At 40.1% G+C, this 17761-nt stretch carries 13 protein-coding genes, 2 tRNA genes and 1 rRNA gene; 11 read left to right on the top strand and 5 right to left on the bottom strand.

The window, feature by feature from the left end; translation table 11 throughout:
• Nucleotides 1-2: 2 nt before the first annotated feature.
• Genes recF through cybC form a run of 3 tightly spaced genes read left to right on the top strand, consistent with a single transcriptional unit; the run spans nt 3 to nt 4036 of the window.
• A complete protein-coding gene (recF, locus tag GO593_RS06210; protein WP_000550807.1) occupies nt 3-1085 on the top strand; it encodes a DNA replication/repair protein RecF in 1083 nt (360 codons plus the stop codon).
• A 52-nt stretch (nt 1086-1137) separates the two neighbouring features.
• Nucleotides 1138-3606: a DNA topoisomerase (ATP-hydrolyzing) subunit B gene (gene gyrB / locus GO593_RS06205; RefSeq protein ID WP_000093729.1), complete on the top strand. Its 2469-nt coding sequence runs from the start codon at nt 1138-1140 to the stop codon at nt 3604-3606.
• A gap of 37 nt (nt 3607-3643) precedes the next feature.
• Nucleotides 3644-4036: a cytochrome b562 gene (gene cybC / locus GO593_RS06200; protein WP_000987632.1), complete on the top strand. Its 393-nt coding sequence runs from the start codon at nt 3644-3646 to the stop codon at nt 4034-4036.
• 85 nt (nt 4037-4121) lie between these two features.
• Here the strand turns inward: cybC and GO593_RS06195 are convergent, their stop codons facing one another.
• Together GO593_RS06195 and abc-f are read right to left on the bottom strand one after the other, a co-directional pair.
• Complete coding sequence (locus GO593_RS06195; protein ID WP_001009202.1) at nt 4122-4679, bottom strand: VTT domain-containing protein; 558 nt, start codon at nt 4677-4679, stop codon at nt 4122-4124.
• A 249-nt stretch (nt 4680-4928) separates the two neighbouring features.
• Nucleotides 4929-6860 (bottom strand): ribosomal protection-like ABC-F family protein, encoded by a 1932-nt coding sequence (gene abc-f / locus GO593_RS06190; protein WP_000613973.1) that lies wholly within the window; start codon nt 6858-6860, stop codon nt 4929-4931.
• Between the two features lie 256 nt (nt 6861-7116).
• Between abc-f and GO593_RS06185 the strand changes: the two genes are divergently transcribed.
• From GO593_RS06185 to erpA, 4 genes are all read left to right on the top strand, one after another.
• A complete protein-coding gene (locus tag GO593_RS06185; RefSeq protein ID WP_000746542.1) occupies nt 7117-8121 on the top strand; it encodes a putative solute-binding protein in 1005 nt (334 codons plus the stop codon).
• A 255-nt stretch (nt 8122-8376) separates the two neighbouring features.
• Nucleotides 8377-9384: a putative solute-binding protein gene (locus GO593_RS06180; protein ID WP_000724999.1), complete on the top strand. Its 1008-nt coding sequence runs from the start codon at nt 8377-8379 to the stop codon at nt 9382-9384.
• A gap of 342 nt (nt 9385-9726) precedes the next feature.
• Nucleotides 9727-10731: a putative solute-binding protein gene (locus tag GO593_RS06175; protein WP_001212536.1), complete on the top strand. Its 1005-nt coding sequence runs from the start codon at nt 9727-9729 to the stop codon at nt 10729-10731.
• A gap of 124 nt (nt 10732-10855) precedes the next feature.
• A complete protein-coding gene (gene erpA / locus GO593_RS06170; RefSeq protein WP_000993572.1) occupies nt 10856-11191 on the top strand; it encodes an iron-sulfur cluster insertion protein ErpA in 336 nt (111 codons plus the stop codon).
• 55 nt (nt 11192-11246) lie between these two features.
• Here the strand turns inward: erpA and GO593_RS06165 are convergent, their stop codons facing one another.
• Nucleotides 11247-12092, bottom strand: coding sequence for an alpha/beta fold hydrolase (locus tag GO593_RS06165; RefSeq protein ID WP_000366392.1), 846 nt, complete (start codon nt 12090-12092; stop codon nt 11247-11249).
• Between the two features lie 127 nt (nt 12093-12219).
• Nucleotides 12220-13347 (bottom strand): anhydro-N-acetylmuramic acid kinase, encoded by a 1128-nt coding sequence (locus GO593_RS06160; RefSeq protein ID WP_001274588.1) that lies wholly within the window; start codon nt 13345-13347, stop codon nt 12220-12222.
• A gap of 61 nt (nt 13348-13408) precedes the next feature.
• On the opposite strand from GO593_RS06160, the gene tyrS reads away from it, so the two are divergent.
• Nucleotides 13409-14641, top strand: coding sequence for a tyrosine--tRNA ligase (tyrS, locus tag GO593_RS06155; RefSeq protein WP_000335558.1), 1233 nt, complete (start codon nt 13409-13411; stop codon nt 14639-14641).
• 159 nt (nt 14642-14800) lie between these two features.
• On the opposite strand, the gene GO593_RS19145 is transcribed toward tyrS, so the two are convergent.
• The gene (locus GO593_RS19145) at nt 14801-15133 is read right to left on the bottom strand and encodes a hypothetical protein (RefSeq protein ID WP_228146349.1); all 333 of its coding nucleotides are present in this window, start codon (nt 15131-15133) and stop codon (nt 14801-14803) included.
• A gap of 503 nt (nt 15134-15636) precedes the next feature.
• Between GO593_RS19145 and GO593_RS06145 the strand changes: the two genes are divergently transcribed.
• From GO593_RS06145 to GO593_RS06135, 3 genes are all read left to right on the top strand, one after another.
• Nucleotides 15637-17173: ribosomal RNA gene (locus GO593_RS06145) — 16S ribosomal RNA — on the top strand.
• 59 nt (nt 17174-17232) lie between these two features.
• Nucleotides 17233-17309 (top strand) — tRNA-Ile (locus tag GO593_RS06140).
• Between the two features lie 55 nt (nt 17310-17364).
• Nucleotides 17365-17440 (top strand) — tRNA-Ala (locus GO593_RS06135).
• Nucleotides 17441-17761 lie beyond the last annotated feature (321 nt).

Here is a 17761-nt window from a genome sequence, read left to right as displayed (position 1 = left end):
ATATGCATCTTACGCGCTTAAATATTGAACGTGTGCGTAATTTAAAAACGGTTGCACTCCATGGGTTGCAACCGTTTAATGTCTTTTATGGCGCAAACGGTTCGGGTAAAACATCAATTTTAGAAGCGATCCATTTGCTTGCAACAGGTCGCTCATTCCGTACACATATACCCAAAAATTATATTCAATATGAAGCTGACGACGCGATTGTATTTGCTCAGTCAGCAACTGAAAAAATTGGTATGCAAAAACTCGCTTCTGGTGAGCAACTCATGAAAGTGAATGGCGATACCGTTGCGACTCAAGGTCAGCTCGCAAAGTTACTTCCTTTACAGCATATTGATCCACAAAGTACGGATATTATTGATCATGGTGCCAAGCCAAGAAGACAACTTTTAGATTGGCTTATGTTCCACGTGGAACCTGAATTTTATTTTGCGTGGCAATATTACTCTCGTGCGCTAAAGCAGCGTAATACCTTACTCAAAACACGGCGTAATCTTTCCTTAGCTGATTTAGAACCGTGGAACAAAATGTTGAGTGATTATGGCGAGATTTTGCACTCACAGCGTTTAAGTATTGTCGAGCAATGGAATGTTTATTTCCAAAATGACTTAAGCCAATTACTGCCTGATTTGGAGATTGAGCTGGAATATAGCCCAGGTTTTCATACAGAGCAGGGGCTTATGCAAGACTTGCTGAATCAGCATCAAAAAGACATCGAGAGGCGTTATACCGAGTATGGTCCGCATCGGGCAGATTTGCGCTTAAAAACGCCATTTGGACATGCTGATGATGTTTTATCAAGAGGTCAGAAAAAACTCTTGATTATTGCCTTAAAACTGTCACAAATTGCAATGTTGCATGCGAGTAATAAGGAAACTGTGGTATTATTAGATGATCTGACAGCAGAATTAGACTTAACCGCACAACAACGTTTAATTGAACGATTAAGCCAACTTGGTAGCCAGGTTTTTATGACAACTTTAGATCATGCATCGGTAAAAAAACATTTACATGATCTGTCTATTTCATATCAATTATTCAGTGTTGAATCCGGTCAAGTTAGTCTTGCTGCACCATAATTTTTTGATGTTACCCATCTTTGAATAAACCTATATTTGCTAGGGAGAAACCATGAGTTCAGAGTCTCAATCAGCCTCTCAAACAGAACAAACCAATGAAAAGGCTTATGATTCCTCTAGTATTAAAGTATTACGTGGATTAGATGCAGTTCGTAAACGTCCGGGTATGTATATTGGGGATACAGACGACGGTACCGGTTTACACCATATGGTGTTTGAGGTTGTCGATAATGCAATCGACGAAGCTTTAGCTGGCCACTGTGATGAAATTATTGTCACGATTCACGAAGATGAATCGGTCAGTGTTTCAGATAATGGCCGCGGTATTCCGACCGATATTCACCCTGAAGAAGGGGTTTCTGCTGCAGAAGTAATTTTAACGATTTTGCACGCAGGCGGTAAGTTTGACGATAATAGCTATAAAGTTTCAGGTGGCTTACACGGCGTAGGTGTTTCGGTTGTTAACGCACTTTCAAGTAAATTGCATTTAACGATTTACCGTGCTGGTCAAATCCATGAGCAAGAATATCATCATGGCGATCCGCAATATCCATTGCGTGTGATCGGTGAAACGGATAATACCGGAACAACTGTACGTTTTTGGCCAAGTGCAGAAACATTCAGTCAAACCATTTTTAATGTTGAAATTCTAGCACGCCGTTTACGTGAGCTTTCTTTCTTGAATGCTGGTGTACGTATCGTTTTACGTGATGAACGTATTAACCTTGAGCATGTGTATGACTATGAAGGCGGCTTATCTGAGTTTGTAAAATACATCAACGAAGGTAAAAACCATCTCAACGAAATCTTCCATTTCACAGCCGATGCTGACAACGGCATTGCTGTAGAAGTTGCATTGCAATGGAACGATAGTTACCAAGAGAATGTTCGCTGTTTCACAAATAACATTCCACAAAAAGATGGTGGTACACACTTAGCAGGTTTCCGCGCAGCTTTAACACGTGGCTTAAATCAGTATCTTGAAAATGAAAATATTCTCAAGAAAGAAAAAGTGAATGTGACTGGTGATGATGCGCGTGAAGGTTTAACAGCGATTATTTCTGTTAAGGTTCCTGATCCGAAATTCTCGTCTCAGACAAAAGAAAAATTGGTATCAAGTGAGGTAAAACCAGCGGTAGAGCAAGCAATGAACAAAGAGTTCTCTGCTTACTTACTTGAGAATCCACAAGCTGCAAAATCAATTGCAGGCAAGATTATTGATGCTGCACGAGCACGTGATGCTGCACGTAAAGCGCGTGAAATGACACGCCGTAAGAGTGCATTAGATATTGCAGGTTTGCCTGGTAAATTGGCTGATTGTCAGGAAAAAGACCCAGCGCTTTCTGAATTGTATCTTGTCGAGGGTGACTCAGCGGGTGGTAGTGCCAAACAAGGCCGTAACCGTAAAATGCAGGCTATTCTACCTTTAAAAGGTAAGATCCTGAACGTTGAGCGTGCGCGCTTTGACAAAATGATCTCTAGTCAGGAAGTAGGTACATTAATTACAGCACTTGGCTGTGGTATTGGCCGTGAAGAATATAACCCTGACAAGCTCCGTTACCATAAAATTATTATTATGACCGATGCCGATGTCGATGGTTCGCACATTCGTACATTGTTATTAACATTCTTCTTCCGTCAAATGCCGGAGTTGGTGGAACGTGGTCATATTTATATTGCACAGCCACCTTTGTATAAGCTCAAAAAAGGTAAGCAAGAGCAATATATTAAAGATAACGACGCATTAGAAACTTACTTGATTTCAAATGCGATTGATGAGCTTGCTTTACATATTAGTGCTGATGCGCCTGCAATTACAGGTGAAGCGCTGGCAAAAGTAATTCAAGACTATCAAGTTTCACAAAAGAGCTTACAACGCTTAACGTTACGTTATCCAGCAAGCTTACTGGATGCATTACTCGAAGTCGACGCATTTAAAGCAGATCAAAACCATGATCAAGCTTATGTACAACAATGGGCAGATCAAGTACGTGAAGCTGTACAAAGACTACAGCCAAGTTTGCGCCCTGAAATTACGCTTGAAACATTTGAACGCGAGAATGCTCAAGGCGAGAAATCTGCGCATTACTGGCCACGTGTAACTGTATATGTTCATAACTTGCCACATGCTTACTTACTTGACGCAGGTTTATTGAATTCTGCGGAATATGCTCGTTTATTGAAGAACTCGAAGAGTTGGTTCAAGTTAATTGAAGATGGCGCATACTTACAAAAAGGTGATCGTCGTATTCAAGTCGCTAATTTCCATCAGGTATGGCAGCACATTCTGCAAGATTCACGCCGTGGAATGATGATCCAGCGCTATAAAGGTCTGGGTGAGATGAATGCTGAGCAGCTTTGGGAAACCACAATGGACCCTGAAAACCGTAATATGTTACAGGTGACTATTGATGATGCAATTGAAGCTGATCGTATGTTCTCATGCTTAATGGGCGATGATGTTGAACCACGTCGTGCCTTTATTGAAGAAAATGCATTAAATGCGGATATTGATGCTTAATTGATAGCAAGATTCTAAATCAGTCTAGGGAGAGAAGATGATGAGTCAAAAAATTCTAGCAAGTATGCTGATTTCATGTGCGGCTTTAGTGAGTCATTCTGCATTTGCAGCAGACTTGGAAGCCGACATGAAAACTTTAGCGAAGAGCACTAAAGCCTTTGCTGAAGCAAAAGATATCGATAACGCTAAACAGCAGCTTGTGATTATGCGTCAGGCAGCATTATCTTCAAAATTATCTTTACCTCATAAGTTGGAAGGTTTACCCCCTGAAAATGTACAGGTAAAAGAGTACCAAGCGGGTTTAGATCAGTTGGTTGCTGAAATTGATCGGGTTACAGTTTTTGTTGATAAGGGACAATTGGACCAAGCCAAAACTGAAGCAATTAATCTGGTAAATATTCGTAATGAAAACCACAAAAAGTTTAGATAAAGTTACTTTGATCTAAATCAAATAAAGGGAATGATTGATTCATTCCCTTTATTTTTGGCTATACAAATTTATTTAACCAAATATATTAATTCTCTACAAAATCTGTAACTTGAATGAGTGCATGGCCAAATAGGTAGCCAGCCGTTAAGAGGATGCAGATCCACAAAATAGCTCCTGCCACATTGTAAATCAAAAATTTTCCATAGCTCATATTGCTTGAGCCGGCAGCGAGGGGTGCAAAAGAACGTGCGAAAGGTATAAAACGTGCTAAAAGAATAGTTTTACCGCCATGTTGCAAGAAATAGCGGTTCGTTTTATTCAAATATTCTTTTTTAATAAAACGTGATTTTGCTTCAAAAATACGGTTTCCAAAATGGCGACCAATAGAATAATTGACGATATAGCCTAATGTTGCTGCAACGGTGAGCAGAGTAATCATATAACCAAGATGCATCAGTTCAACCACCGAGCACAGTGCACCTACAGTTAAAAGTAAGCTATCTCCAGGTAAAAAGAACATAAACACAAAAGCGGTTTCAGAAAAAATAATCAAAAAGAGTATGGCATAAACCCATGCACCATACTCCTGAATCAAAATAGGTAAAAATTGTTCAAAATTAGTAATAAAATCAATAAAATTCATTCAGTTTGTCTGATCCCGAATTAAATACCTACTCAAGAAGGGTAAAACGAAGTTACAGAATTTAGTTAAATTATCTGTGTATGGCAACCCTTAAGATGTAGCTTAAGTTTTATATGTTATCAAATTTGAATCTATCTCAAAAATTTAACAGCTGAATGAAACTTTATTAGAGATCGTTCATATTTTTATAAGCTAATAAAAATAAAAGCCAGTACAGATACTTAAATATACGAGTACTGGCCAAGATATTTAGTTTTCAAATGAGGCTTCCATTTCCTCAAGTTCCATCATGAGTTCTAAGAGTTGCTCTTCATATTGTTCAAGCTTAGCTTTGAGTTCGGTTTGCTCATTCATCAGTTTAAGCAAATCGTCCTTACGATTAGCTTCATATAATGAAGTATCTGCTAAAGCTTCTTCGATTTCAGCAAGACGTGGCTGAAGCTTTTCAATTTGAGATTCAACCTTTTCAATATTTTTACGGATTGGTCGAGTTTGTTCACGACGGCGAGCTGCTTCTTTACGCTGTGCTTCTTTATCGACTTTAGCGGGAGCTGGAGCGGCAGAAGATGAATTATTTTGTGCTACAGCAGTCTGAGCATTGATTTGTTGCTGGCGTGCTTCACGTAGCCATTTAGCATAATCCTGCAAATCACCTTCAAACTCGGTACATTTGCCACCGTGTACCAAAAGGAGTTCATCACAAACGCTGGCAATAAGTTGACGTTCGTGAGAAACCAGAACAACTGCACCCTCAAAATCTTGTAAGGCCATACTAAGCGCATGACGCATATCAAGGTCTAAGTGGTTCGTTGGTTCATCCAGAATTAAAACATTTGGGCGCTGCCATACGATGAGTGCGAGGGCCAAACGAGCGCGCTCACCCCCAGAGAAGCTTTCACATGGAGTATCCATGCGTTCGCCACTAAAGCCAAAACTACCTAAAAAAGAACGTAATGTTGCTTCACTAATTTGTTTATCGGCTATCCGGGCGAGTTGAAGCATTGGGCTGGCATGACCATCTAAGGCGTCCATTTGGTGCTGCGCAAAGTAACCAATGTTGAGTAGCTCGGAAGCTTTACGTTCACCTGCCAGTAATGGTAAATCACCCACCAAGCTTTTAATCAATGTTGATTTACCCGCACCATTCATACCAAGCAGGCCAATACGCGAGTTTGGCGTAATTTGAAGTTTAATTTTTTCAGCAATTTTTTTATCGCCATAACCTATGCTGGCATTTTCTAGGGTCAGCAACGGTGAACTCATTTTGGTAGGTTCACGGAAACTAAAAGTAAACGGTGTATCTACATGAGCAGGTGCAAGTTGCTGCATGCGTTCAAGTTGCTTAATACGACTTTGTGCCTGACGAGCTTTAGTGGCTTTAGCCTTAAAGCGATCAATGAACTTTTGTAAATGAGCACGGGCTTCTTGCTGTTTTTCAAAAGCTTGTTGTTGTTGTGCTAAACGTTCACTTCGAGTGGTCTCAAATGTGGAGTAGTTACCCGTGTAAAGAGTAAGTTCCTGATTCTCAATATGAAGAATATGGTCTGTAATTGCATCTAAGAAATCTCGGTCATGCGAGATTAAAATGAGGGTGCCCTCATAAGCTTTGAGCCAATCTTCTAACCATAAAATTGCATCCAAATCTAAGTGGTTGGTTGGCTCATCCAATAAGAGTAAGTCAGAACGACTCATCAATGTACGCGCCAAATTTAGACGCATACGCCATCCACCAGAAAAACTAGCAACGTTTAAACGTAATTGATGTTCTAGAAACCCTAAGCCAGCCATCAGCTGAGCTGCTTTAGATGGCGCAGAATAACCATGAATTTCATCAAAACGGCCATGTAATTTAGCCAAATCCGAGTCTGTTAATTGTTCTGGTTGAGCAAGTTTATTTTGAATATCCCAATATTCTTCATCACCAGAAAGGACAAAGTCGATAGCAGGCATGTCTAGGGCTTTAACTTCTTGCGCCATATGCGCCACAGTCCATACAGAAGGACGAGTAAGCGAGCCTTCATCTGCTCCTAAGCTACCGAGTAATGCTGCAAATAGTGTTGATTTACCTGCACCATTGACCCCAGTCAGACCAATCTTCCAACCTGGGTGTAATTGCATAGACGCTTTTTGAAATAGAACACGTCCACCGCGGCGTAAAGAAACTTGGTCAAATTGAATCATCTTGTCTTATCGAGGTGAGTTAGGGATGCTGTATTTTAAAGAGAACTGATCATGAAGACAAAACTTTCGGAGTTTTAGTTTATAAATACTGAGATTGCATGGTTTCACTGATCCCGATTAAAGCTATTCGTCTGAAAATATCCAAATTTTGAGCAAGATAGGCCACATTTAGAAAAATATGGCTAAAATAAAAACAATTTAAAACTTGGTTGATAAATGAGCTACTAACTAATAAAACCAGACTAAGGAAAGTCAAATGAAAAAAAGATTGGGGATAGTAAGTGCAGTCATTTGCTGTGCTATGGGGACAACACACGCGGGGCAAAACGTATGTGTATTCGATTTATTGGGTAAATCAGGTGAATCCTACAAAATGATGGAAGAATGGGCTCTTGCGGCAAAAAGTTGGCAAGCGGACATTACATTAATTCCATTTCAAGATGAAGCTCTGGTAGATCGTAGGCTGCGTGAGGGTAAATGCGATGCAGCTTATATGACTTCAATGCGAGCACGAAACTACAATAAATTTGCAGGCTCGATTGATGCGATTGGGGGCGTGACAAGTAATGCTATTGCTCAAAAGGCAATTAGTTACGTTTTAGATCAACGTAATAAACATCGCATGCTAACCACACAAAATGGAACAAACTATGAGGTGGTTGGAATTGTCCAGATTGGACTAGCATACTTATTTGTAAGAGATAGAAACCTCAACTCAATTGAGAAAGTACGTGGGACTAAGTTTGCTATTTTGCAATATGACGCAGCCCAGAAAATTATGGTTGAAAGTGTAGGTGCCCAGCCTATTCCTTCTGAGATTACCGATTTTGTGAAAAAGTTTAATAGTGGCCAAGTCGAGGCAATTGCTGCACCTGCTTATGCTTATAAACCTTTAGAAATTGGTAAGGGGATTGGAGCAAATGGAGCTATGTTTACTTTTCCTGTGGTGAACGTCACAGGGGATTTAATTGCAAGAAGTGATAAGTTTCCGGCCAATTTTGGAATGAAGTCTCGTGAATGGTTTATTAAACAGTTGCCACAGAACTTCGCAATGGTAAAACGGTTAGAAACCGGGATTCCTCCTAAAATTAAATTAAATTTTTCAGCCGAAGATAAGTTGAAATATCAGAAAATATTACGTGAAGGTCGCCTTGGCTTAACAAAACAAGGTGTATATGACGCGACAATGATGAGTGTACTCAAGCGCGCACGATGCACCATTGAACGGACAAATTTTGAATGTACGCTGACTGGAGAGTAGTTTGTTTTTTAATCACAAAAACCCTACAGATATTTCAAAGCTGAATATGGGTATGAAAATTGTGAATATAAAAAATAACTTACGGAAAATTAGCGATTTTTCATTTTAATAAATAATTTAAATCGAACAAACAATGGTTCAATGAGATAAAAATATTTGAGTAAAAGCTCTATTTTTTTCTAAAAAACATGATTAATATCTGTGTTTGAAAGGAAACTTCAAACAAAAAATCTGTTCCGTGGAAGGATGAAGAAAATGAAAAAAATCGTACTTGCTATGGCTGCCGCTTCTGTTGTTGGTTTTTCTGCTTCAGCGCAAGCAGCGAGTACCGTGTGTGTATTCGACCTCTTAGGAAAAGCAGGCGACTCATATAAAATGATGGAAGAATGGGCTCTAGCTGCAAAAGGCTGGGGTACTGAAATTAACTTAGTTCCTCGTCAGGACGAGGCTGTTGCAGATAATGATTTTAAAGCTGGTAAATGTGATGCCGTAGCAATGACAGCTATGCGTGCTCGTCAATATAACAAATTTGCCGGATCAATCGACTCGCTTGGTGGCGTTCCTAATAACCAAATTGCACAACGTGCTATTACTTATGTATTAGATGCACGTAATGCTGCAAAAATGACAACTAACCTTGGCGGTAAAAAATACGAAGTTGCTGGTATCTCTCCGTTAGGTTCAGCGTTCATTTTTGTACGTGATAAAAACATCAACTCAGTTGAAAAAGCTGCTGGTAAAAAATTCGCCGTGTTAGGTTATGACGATGCACAAAAAATTATGGTGCAGCGCGTAGGTGCTCAGGCAGTTCTTTCTGATATTTCAAACTTTGCTGCTAAATTTAATAATGGTCAGGTAGATATGGTAGGTGCGCCTGCTTATGCTTACAAACCATTAGAATTGAACAAAGGTTTGGGTGCAAACGGTGTAATGTGGAACTTCCCAGTATTACATGTAACGGCTGATTTAGTATTGCGTGCTGATAAATTCCCAGCAGGCTTTGGTCAAAAGTCTCGTGATTGGTTCGTGAAACAATTACCAAAAAGCTTTGCAATGATTAACCGTTTAGAAGCACAAATTCCAGGTAAATACAAAATGAACCTAAGTGCTGAAGACAAACTGAAATATCAAAAAATGTTACGTGATGGCCGTATGGATTTAACTAAACGCGGTATTTACGATGCAGGTATGATGTCTGTATTGAAAAAAGCACGTTGTTCTGTAGACAAAGCTAACTTTGAATGTTCAATGCCTGGTGAATAATTCATTTTGAACTTAAAAGCCTAGATTTATTCTAGGCTTTTTTGCTTTCTATAGACTGTCAATTCAGCCATTGTGATTCATTAAAAAGACGCTAATCTAAATTGAGGATAAAACTTCATCTGGATATATGAAGATATTAGAAAATAGAACAAGGAAGTGAGTCATTAAAAGAGCTAAGGGAATTTAACCCGTTATTTTTTATTGAGCTCGGATAAACAGAATTGATCATAACAATATCTAAATTGTGAATCTTAGATGAAGCGTATCTCATGAGAATCATGCCAACCAGCGTGAAATTTCTTGATGCCAAAAACAAAAAATTTACAAGGAAAGGAAAAGAATATGCGATTTTCCAAAACGCTTTTACTTGCGATGGGACTCACAACAATTTCATTTGCAGCCGAGGCCAAACAAACCATATGTGTTTTTGACTTTGTTGGTAAAAATGGCGATGTCTACGCACTCATGAAGGACTATCAGCTTGCAGCGAAAAACTGGGGAGCTGATATCGAACTAAAAGTAAACCAGAATGAAGCAGTGATTGCTGAAGATTTTAAAGCGGGCAAATGTGATGGTATTAGTGTATCAGGCATGCGCGGACGTCAATTCAACTCATTTACGGGATCATTAGATGCAATTGGTGCGATTCCAGATCTCAAACTTGCTGTTAAAGTCATGCAAGGTTTAGCAAGCCAAACCTTTAGTAAATATATGGTCAATGGCCGCTATGAGGTAGTAGGTGTTATTCCGGTAGGAGATGCTTACCTTTTAGTAAACGACCGTAGTATTAATACCGTAGCGAAAGCTGCGGGTAAAAAAATCGCCGTATTAGACTATGATGAAGCACAAAAAATCATGGTTCAGCAGGTGGGAGCTCAGGCAGTGAGTGCAGATGTGACTAACTTCGGGGCCAAATTTAACAATCATCAGGTCGATATTATTGGTGCACCCGCTGCAGCGTTTAAACCTTTAGAGTTACAAAAAGGCTTAGGTACAAAAGGGGCAATCGTTAACTATCCAATCTTACAGGTGACTGGAAATATTATTATTCGTCCAGACAAATTCCCAGCTGGTTTTGGTCAGAAATCTAGAGAGTGGGTGGCTGGTCAGTTACCGCGTGCTTTTACTATCTTGGGTAAAATGAAAGCGGATATTCCGCAAAAATATTGGATGGAAGTACCAGCTGCCGATAAACCGGGTTACCAAAAGCTCATGCGTGAGTCTCGAATTAACCTTACACAACGCGGTGTTTATGATAAACGGATGATGAAACTATTATGGCAATTCCGTTGTAAGCAAGACGCGAAAAACTTTGAATGTGGCTTACAAGATGAGAATTACAAATAATCTTGATAAAAATACTCAAGATTCGCTTTAAACTTCGAAGACAGACCCTATATTGATTATGCTATACTCAATATAGGGTCTTTTTTATTTTGAAAGGCACAGCAAAATCCGAGGAACAATCATCATGAATGCCCAAGCTCTAGTTTTGACAGATAATGCTGCCAATAAGGTACGCCAACTCCGTGATAGTGAAGGGAATGACGATCTCATGTTACGTGTATATGTAACCGGAGGCGGGTGTTCAGGGTTTTCATACGGCTTCAATTTCGCCGAAAGCGTAAATGAAGATGATGCTGAATTTGTAAATGGCGATGTAAAGATGCTGGTTGACTCGCTCAGCTATCAATACTTAGTTGGCTCAGTGGTTGATTATGTTGAAGGCCTTGAAGGTTCACGCTTTATTGTGCAGAACCCGAATGCGACAACAACCTGTGGTTGTGGTTCTTCATTCTCAATTTAAAAAGAATTTTAAATAAAAAAACCTCTCATTATAGAGAGGTTTTTTATTTATAAGATTATGCTTGATCATGTATAGATTCTAAAAAGCATTGTACGAGTTCAGGTGCATTTTGATAAGGAATCCAATGAGAGGCATCCATAAAAATAGCCTTATAATTATTTTTAAAATAACCTGAATTTAACTTGGCACTTTTTTCTGTTACTGCAATATCATGCTTACCCCAAATAAAAAGAGTGGGAACGTCTATTGCTTTAAAAGGATTTTCAGGTTTGTCCCAAAAAAAGCCACGATACCAGTTTAATGCCGTAGTTAGCCTATTTTCTTTTATAAACTCAGTCTCGAATATTTTAATTTGCTTTTCGGTCATGCCAGATGATTTAAGAAAGTTACGGCCTAATTTAGGCATTTTCTTAAATAAAAGTTCGGGCAAAATAGGAAGCTGAAAAACTGCAAAATAATAAGATTTTAGTAGTTGATTGCTACTTAAGCAGGCTTTTAAAAAAGCAGCTTGATGGGGTACGGAAACTAAAGTGAGATGTTGAATATACTGCGGATACTTCATAGCTACACTAGACGCAACTACAGAACCCCAATCGTGCCCAATTAAATAAACTGGTTGACCAAGTCCCTTAATAAAAACTACGACATCTTCAGTTAGTTCACTTAAAGCGTAATGAAAGCGGCTTTGAGGTCTAGCATTTAGACTATAACCACGTTGATGGATCGCAAATGTTCTAAATTGATGCTCATGCAATAATTCCGAAGTCTGCTCCCAACTATGGGCAGTTTCTGGAAAGCCATGTAATAAAACCACGAGAGGGCCATCTATAGGGCCTGAATCAATGACATCGAATGTCCAAGCCCCACGTGTGTATTGATGAATACGTTTGGTCAGATCCATAACAACATGCCTTACTTATTTTTGTTGGCATTTATCATGAATTTTTATGACCAATTTAATAACATCATTTCGGGTCAGGAAATGTGTTATGAGGTCGAATCAGTCCAATTAAATCGAATAAGTAGCTTTATACCGCCGTGATCGTGCCTAAGATTCTAAAATCTGAGGCTCCTGTTACCGCAGGTAAATTACCACTTAAACCATCCACAAAACGCATTGCTAACCATGCAAATGCTGTAGCCTCAACCCAAGTAGGGGAGAGTCCTAAAACATCAGTGGTTTGAACTGACCAATTGTGCTTACGTAAACGCCAGCGTAATTGTTCTAATAAATAAGAGTTATAAGCCCCACCACCGCATACATAAACTTCACCTGTTTCCATATTAGAACGATAAATCGCTTTTTGAATAGCACGCACAGTAAGTTTTAATAAGGTTGCTTGAATATTTTCTGGTGTATCTTCTAACTCATCGTAAGTTAAATCATTACGCCAATCGATTAACTGATCATCTAACCAGTCAATATTGAAATCTTCACGTCCCGTACTTTTAGGAGGTTCTTTAGAAAAATACTCATGAGCATAAAGACGGTCGAGTAACGAACGAATAGGATGACCATAAGCTGCCCAGTCACCATTTTCATCATATGGATGGCCTGTATGGCGATGGCACCATGCATCCATCAAAATATTGGCAGGTCCCGTATCAAAACCAAAAACGCCGTCCGGATTGTTAGCTGGCAACATACTTACATTGGCAATGCCACCCAAATTCAAAATCACTCGATGAATGCTTGGATGTTGAAATAATGCCTGATGAAATGCAGGCACTAATGGAGCGCCTTGACCACCTGCTGCCATATCTCTACGACGAAAATCTGAAACAACCGGGATTTGAGTGATCTCAGTAATAATGTTTGGATCGCCAATTTGTAGCGTAAAACCATGCTCTGGACGATGACGAATGGTTTGTCCATGTGACCCAATCGCTTTAATTTGACTACGATCTAATTGGTGCTTTTCAATGAGAGAATTAATCCCATGACCAATCATTTTGGCTAGAGCAACATCAGCTTTACCCATGCGGTCAATTTCATTGTCATCGGGTAAAGTTAATGCCATAAGCTCATCACGTAACTCGGGTTCGAATGGAACTGTAAGTGTGGCATGAAGCTGTAGTGGCTCAAATGAAGCCGCAACAATATCCACACCATCCATACTAGTGCCAGTCATTACGCCGATATAGATTGCGCTCATATGCAACTTCCCCTGCAAGACGCTGAAAAAATGTTAGTATATCGCACAAATTGAATAACTGATGTGTTTAGGTTTTGTGATGTCAAATTTCTTGCCCGCCGAAGAACAGCTTGCCCTCATCCAACGAGGCACGCACGAAATTATTTCAGAAGAAGATTTACTGAAAAAGCTTAAAGAGAATCGTCCTCTTAAAATTAAAGCTGGTTTTGACCCTACAGCTCCAGATTTACATTTAGGACATACGGTTCTTATTAATAAACTAAAAACGTTTCAAGATTTGGGTCATGAAGTTACTTTCTTGATTGGCGACTATACCGCCATGATTGGTGACCCAACGGGTAAAAGTGCAACTCGTCCGCCGTTATCACGCGAACAAGTTGAAGCTAACGCTAAAACTTATCAAGAACAAGTTTTCAAAATCTTAGATCCGAATAAAACAAAAGTACGTTTTAACTCAGAGTGGTTTAACCAAAAGTCTGCTGCGGATCTTATTCAGTTGGCAAGCCAGCAAACAGTATCACGTATGTTAGAGCGTGATGATTTCACTAAACGTTATAACAACCATCAGCCAATTGCGATTCATGAGTTCTTATATCCTTTAGTTCAAGGTTATGACTCTATCGCACTTGAAGCAGACGTTGAGTTAGGTGGTACAGACCAAACCTTTAACTTACTCATGGGCCGTACGTTACAAAGCCGTTATGGCCAAGAATCACAAGTGTGTATCACTGTACCAATTCTAGAAGGTTTAGATGGCGTAAATAAAATGTCTAAATCTTTAGGTAACTATATTGGTGTTTTTGATGCGCCAGGTGCAATGTACCAAAAAGTATTATCAATGCCTGACTCTTTAATCGAACGTTATTTCGATTTATTAAGTTTTAAATCTCTAGATGAGATCAAAGCTTTATTAGATGAAATCGCGGCTGGTCGTAATCCACAAGAAGTAAAACGTATTCTTGCACTCGAGTTGGTTGAACGCTTCCATGATGCTGAAGCTGCTGCTAATGCTCATAAGAGTGCTGGTAACCGTATTACAGAAGGTGAGGTGCCGGCAGATACTCCTGAAGTAACTATTTCACGTGGTGAGTTTGGTGGTGAAATCTTTATTGCCACGATTCTTCGCGTAGCAGGATTAAATCCAAATGCAGCAGCTGCAAAAGATGCTGTTGCACGCGGTGCAGTAAAAGTAGACTGGAATGTAGTAGATGCAAGTTTCTCTGTAAAAGAAAACGGGACTTTCATTATTCAGTCTGGGAAAAAAGCAATTGCACGTGTAACTTTCACTGACTAAAAGTTATGTAGTGATAGAAAAGCAGGAGTAATCCTGCTTTTTTTATTTCAGGACCATAAAACCAATTAAGCGTTCCACGTGGAACCATCTAAGTATTATTAAGAATAAAATAAATTAAAAAAATAAGAAGAAATATAAAGTGAGGGTAGAGTATTTGCTCTAATATTTCTTTGGATTCTTTGGATTCTTTGGATTCTTTGGATTCTTTGGATTCTTTGGATTCTTTGGATTCTTTGGATTCTTTGGATTCTTTGGATTCTTTGGATTCTTTGGATTCTTTGGATTCTTTGGATTCTTTGGATTCTTTGGATTCTTTGGATTCTTTGGATTCTTTGGATTCTTTGGATTCTTTGGATTCTTTGGATTCTTTGGATTCTTTGGATTCTTTGGATTCTTTGGATTCTTTGGAATAAAAAAGCTTATAGAGGAATAAGAACCATATAAAAGACTCCCTAACTCTAAAATGATTATATAGCTAAAGATAAAAACCAATAAAAAATAGTAAAAATGCCTAAAAAAAAGCCATATATATCACTTTTTTCGCAAAATAGTAGAAAAAAACGGCACTCAAGTGAAAAAGGGATAAATACCCCTTGCAAAGGGAAAGAGATGGTCTATAATGCACATCCATCGGCGGTGATGCAGATAGAAACTTGTTGAAAAATAGTTACTTGTGATTAGATTGGTTGCTTTAAGTGATGAATTTGATGGCAAGTTGGTTTAGAGAATGAGTTTTAAAAATATCGAAATTACCTGTTGACTTTTAAGAGATTAAGAGTAATATAGCCGACCTAGCTTGCTGGTGACGAACCAGTAAGAAGATCATTAAGAGAATTGAAGAACAACTTGTGTGGATTTTTACTGATTGATTAATCGAAATAATTTTCATTGATTGATTGGTTTAAATTACTCGAAGTTTATTTGAGCGAAATTTAAGTCAGTAATTGATGAGCCAGAATTGGCACCTTGTCTATAAATAAGGTGCAAAATGATTTTAACTGAAGAGTTTGATCATGGCTCAGATTGAACGCTGGCGGCAGGCTTAACACATGCAAGTCGAGCGGGGGAAGGTAGCTTGCTACCGGACCTGGCGGCGGACGGGTGAGTAATGCTTAGGAATCTGCCTATTAGTGGGGGACAACATCTCGAAAGGGATGCTAATACCGCATACGTCCTACGGGAGAAAGCAGGGGATCTTCGGACCTTGCGCTAATAGATGAGCCTAAGTCGGATTAGCTAGTTGGTGGGGTAAAGGCCTACCAAGGCGACGATCTGTAGCGGGTCTGAGAGGATGATCCGCCACACTGGGACTGAGACACGGCCCAGACTCCTACGGGAGGCAGCAGTGGGGAATATTGGACAATGGGGGGAACCCTGATCCAGCCATGCCGCGTGTGTGAAGAAGGCCTTATGGTTGTAAAGCACTTTAAGCGAGGAGGAGGCTACTTTAGTTAATACCTAGAGATAGTGGACGTTACTCGCAGAATAAGCACCGGCTAACTCTGTGCCAGCAGCCGCGGTAATACAGAGGGTGCGAGCGTTAATCGGATTTACTGGGCGTAAAGCGTGCGTAGGCGGCTTATTAAGTCGGATGTGAAATCCCCGAGCTTAACTTGGGAATTGCATTCGATACTGGTGAGCTAGAGTATGGGAGAGGATGGTAGAATTCCAGGTGTAGCGGTGAAATGCGTAGAGATCTGGAGGAATACCGATGGCGAAGGCAGCCATCTGGCCTAATACTGACGCTGAGGTACGAAAGCATGGGGAGCAAACAGGATTAGATACCCTGGTAGTCCATGCCGTAAACGATGTCTACTAGCCGTTGGGGCCTTTGAGGCTTTAGTGGCGCAGCTAACGCGATAAGTAGACCGCCTGGGGAGTACGGTCGCAAGACTAAAACTCAAATGAATTGACGGGGGCCCGCACAAGCGGTGGAGCATGTGGTTTAATTCGATGCAACGCGAAGAACCTTACCTGGCCTTGACATACTAGAAACTTTCCAGAGATGGATTGGTGCCTTCGGGAATCTAGATACAGGTGCTGCATGGCTGTCGTCAGCTCGTGTCGTGAGATGTTGGGTTAAGTCCCGCAACGAGCGCAACCCTTTTCCTTACTTGCCAGCATTTCGGATGGGAACTTTAAGGATACTGCCAGTGACAAACTGGAGGAAGGCGGGGACGACGTCAAGTCATCATGGCCCTTACGGCCAGGGCTACACACGTGCTACAATGGTCGGTACAAAGGGTTGCTACACAGCGATGTGATGCTAATCTCAAAAAGCCGATCGTAGTCCGGATTGGAGTCTGCAACTCGACTCCATGAAGTCGGAATCGCTAGTAATCGCGGATCAGAATGCCGCGGTGAATACGTTCCCGGGCCTTGTACACACCGCCCGTCACACCATGGGAGTTTGTTGCACCAGAAGTAGCTAGCCTAACTGCAAAGAGGGCGGTTACCACGGTGTGGCCGATGACTGGGGTGAAGTCGTAACAAGGTAGCCGTAGGGGAACCTGCGGCTGGATCACCTCCTTAACGAAAGATTGACGATTGGTAAGAATCCACAACAAGTTGTTCTTCATAGATGTATCTGAGGGTCTGTAGCTCAGTTGGTTAGAGCACACGCTTGATAAGCGTGGGGTCACAAGTTCAAGTCTTGTCAGACCCACCATGACTTTGACTGGTTGAAGTTATAGATAAAAGATACATGATTGATGATGTAAGCTGGGGACTTAGCTTAGTTGGTAGAGCGCCTGCTTTGCACGCAGGAGGTCAGGAGTTCGACTCTCCTAGTCTCCACCAGAACTTAAGATAAGTTCGGATTACAGAAATTAGTAAATAAAGATTGAGATCTTGGTTTATTAACTTCTGTGATTTCATTATCACGGTAATTAGTGTGATCTGACGAAGACACATTAACTCATTAACAGATTGGCAAAATTGAGTCTGAAATAAATTGTTCACTCAAGAGTTTAGGTTAAGCAATTAATCTAGATGAATTGAGAACTAGCAAATTAACTGAATCAAGCGTTTTGGTATGTGAATTTAGATTGAAGCTGTACAGTGCTTAAGTGCACAGTGCTCTAAACTGAAATGTTGAAGTTACTAACTTGTAGGTAACAT

The sequence above is a fragment of the Acinetobacter baumannii genome (genome assembly GCF_009759685.1).
In the GTDB taxonomy this organism is placed as follows: domain Bacteria; phylum Pseudomonadota; class Gammaproteobacteria; order Pseudomonadales; family Moraxellaceae; genus Acinetobacter; species Acinetobacter baumannii.
The sequence above is the reverse complement of the archived record's forward strand: the minus strand, read 5'-3'. Positions and strand labels throughout refer to the sequence as shown.

Bases quoted from the DNA above. Each gene is read 5' to 3' on its own strand.
- recF (WP_000550807.1), top strand. From the start codon at position 3: ATGCATCTTACGCGCTTAAATATTGAACGTGTGCGTAATTTAAAAACG.
- gyrB (WP_000093729.1), top strand. From the start codon at position 1,138: ATGAGTTCAGAGTCTCAATCAGCCTCTCAAACAGAACAAACCAATGAA.
- cybC (WP_000987632.1), top strand. From the start codon at position 3,644: ATGATGAGTCAAAAAATTCTAGCAAGTATGCTGATTTCATGTGCGGCT.
- GO593_RS06195 (WP_001009202.1), bottom strand. From the start codon at position 4,679: ATGAATTTTATTGATTTTATTACTAATTTTGAACAATTTTTACCTATT.
- abc-f (WP_000613973.1), bottom strand. From the start codon at position 6,860: ATGATTCAATTTGACCAAGTTTCTTTACGCCGCGGTGGACGTGTTCTA.
- GO593_RS06185 (WP_000746542.1), top strand. From the start codon at position 7,117: ATGAAAAAAAGATTGGGGATAGTAAGTGCAGTCATTTGCTGTGCTATG.
- GO593_RS06180 (WP_000724999.1), top strand. From the start codon at position 8,377: ATGAAAAAAATCGTACTTGCTATGGCTGCCGCTTCTGTTGTTGGTTTT.
- GO593_RS06175 (WP_001212536.1), top strand. From the start codon at position 9,727: ATGCGATTTTCCAAAACGCTTTTACTTGCGATGGGACTCACAACAATT.
- erpA (WP_000993572.1), top strand. From the start codon at position 10,856: ATGAATGCCCAAGCTCTAGTTTTGACAGATAATGCTGCCAATAAGGTA.
- GO593_RS06165 (WP_000366392.1), bottom strand. From the start codon at position 12,092: ATGGATCTGACCAAACGTATTCATCAATACACACGTGGGGCTTGGACA.
- GO593_RS06160 (WP_001274588.1), bottom strand. From the start codon at position 13,347: ATGAGCGCAATCTATATCGGCGTAATGACTGGCACTAGTATGGATGGT.
- tyrS (WP_000335558.1), top strand. From the start codon at position 13,409: ATGTGTTTAGGTTTTGTGATGTCAAATTTCTTGCCCGCCGAAGAACAG.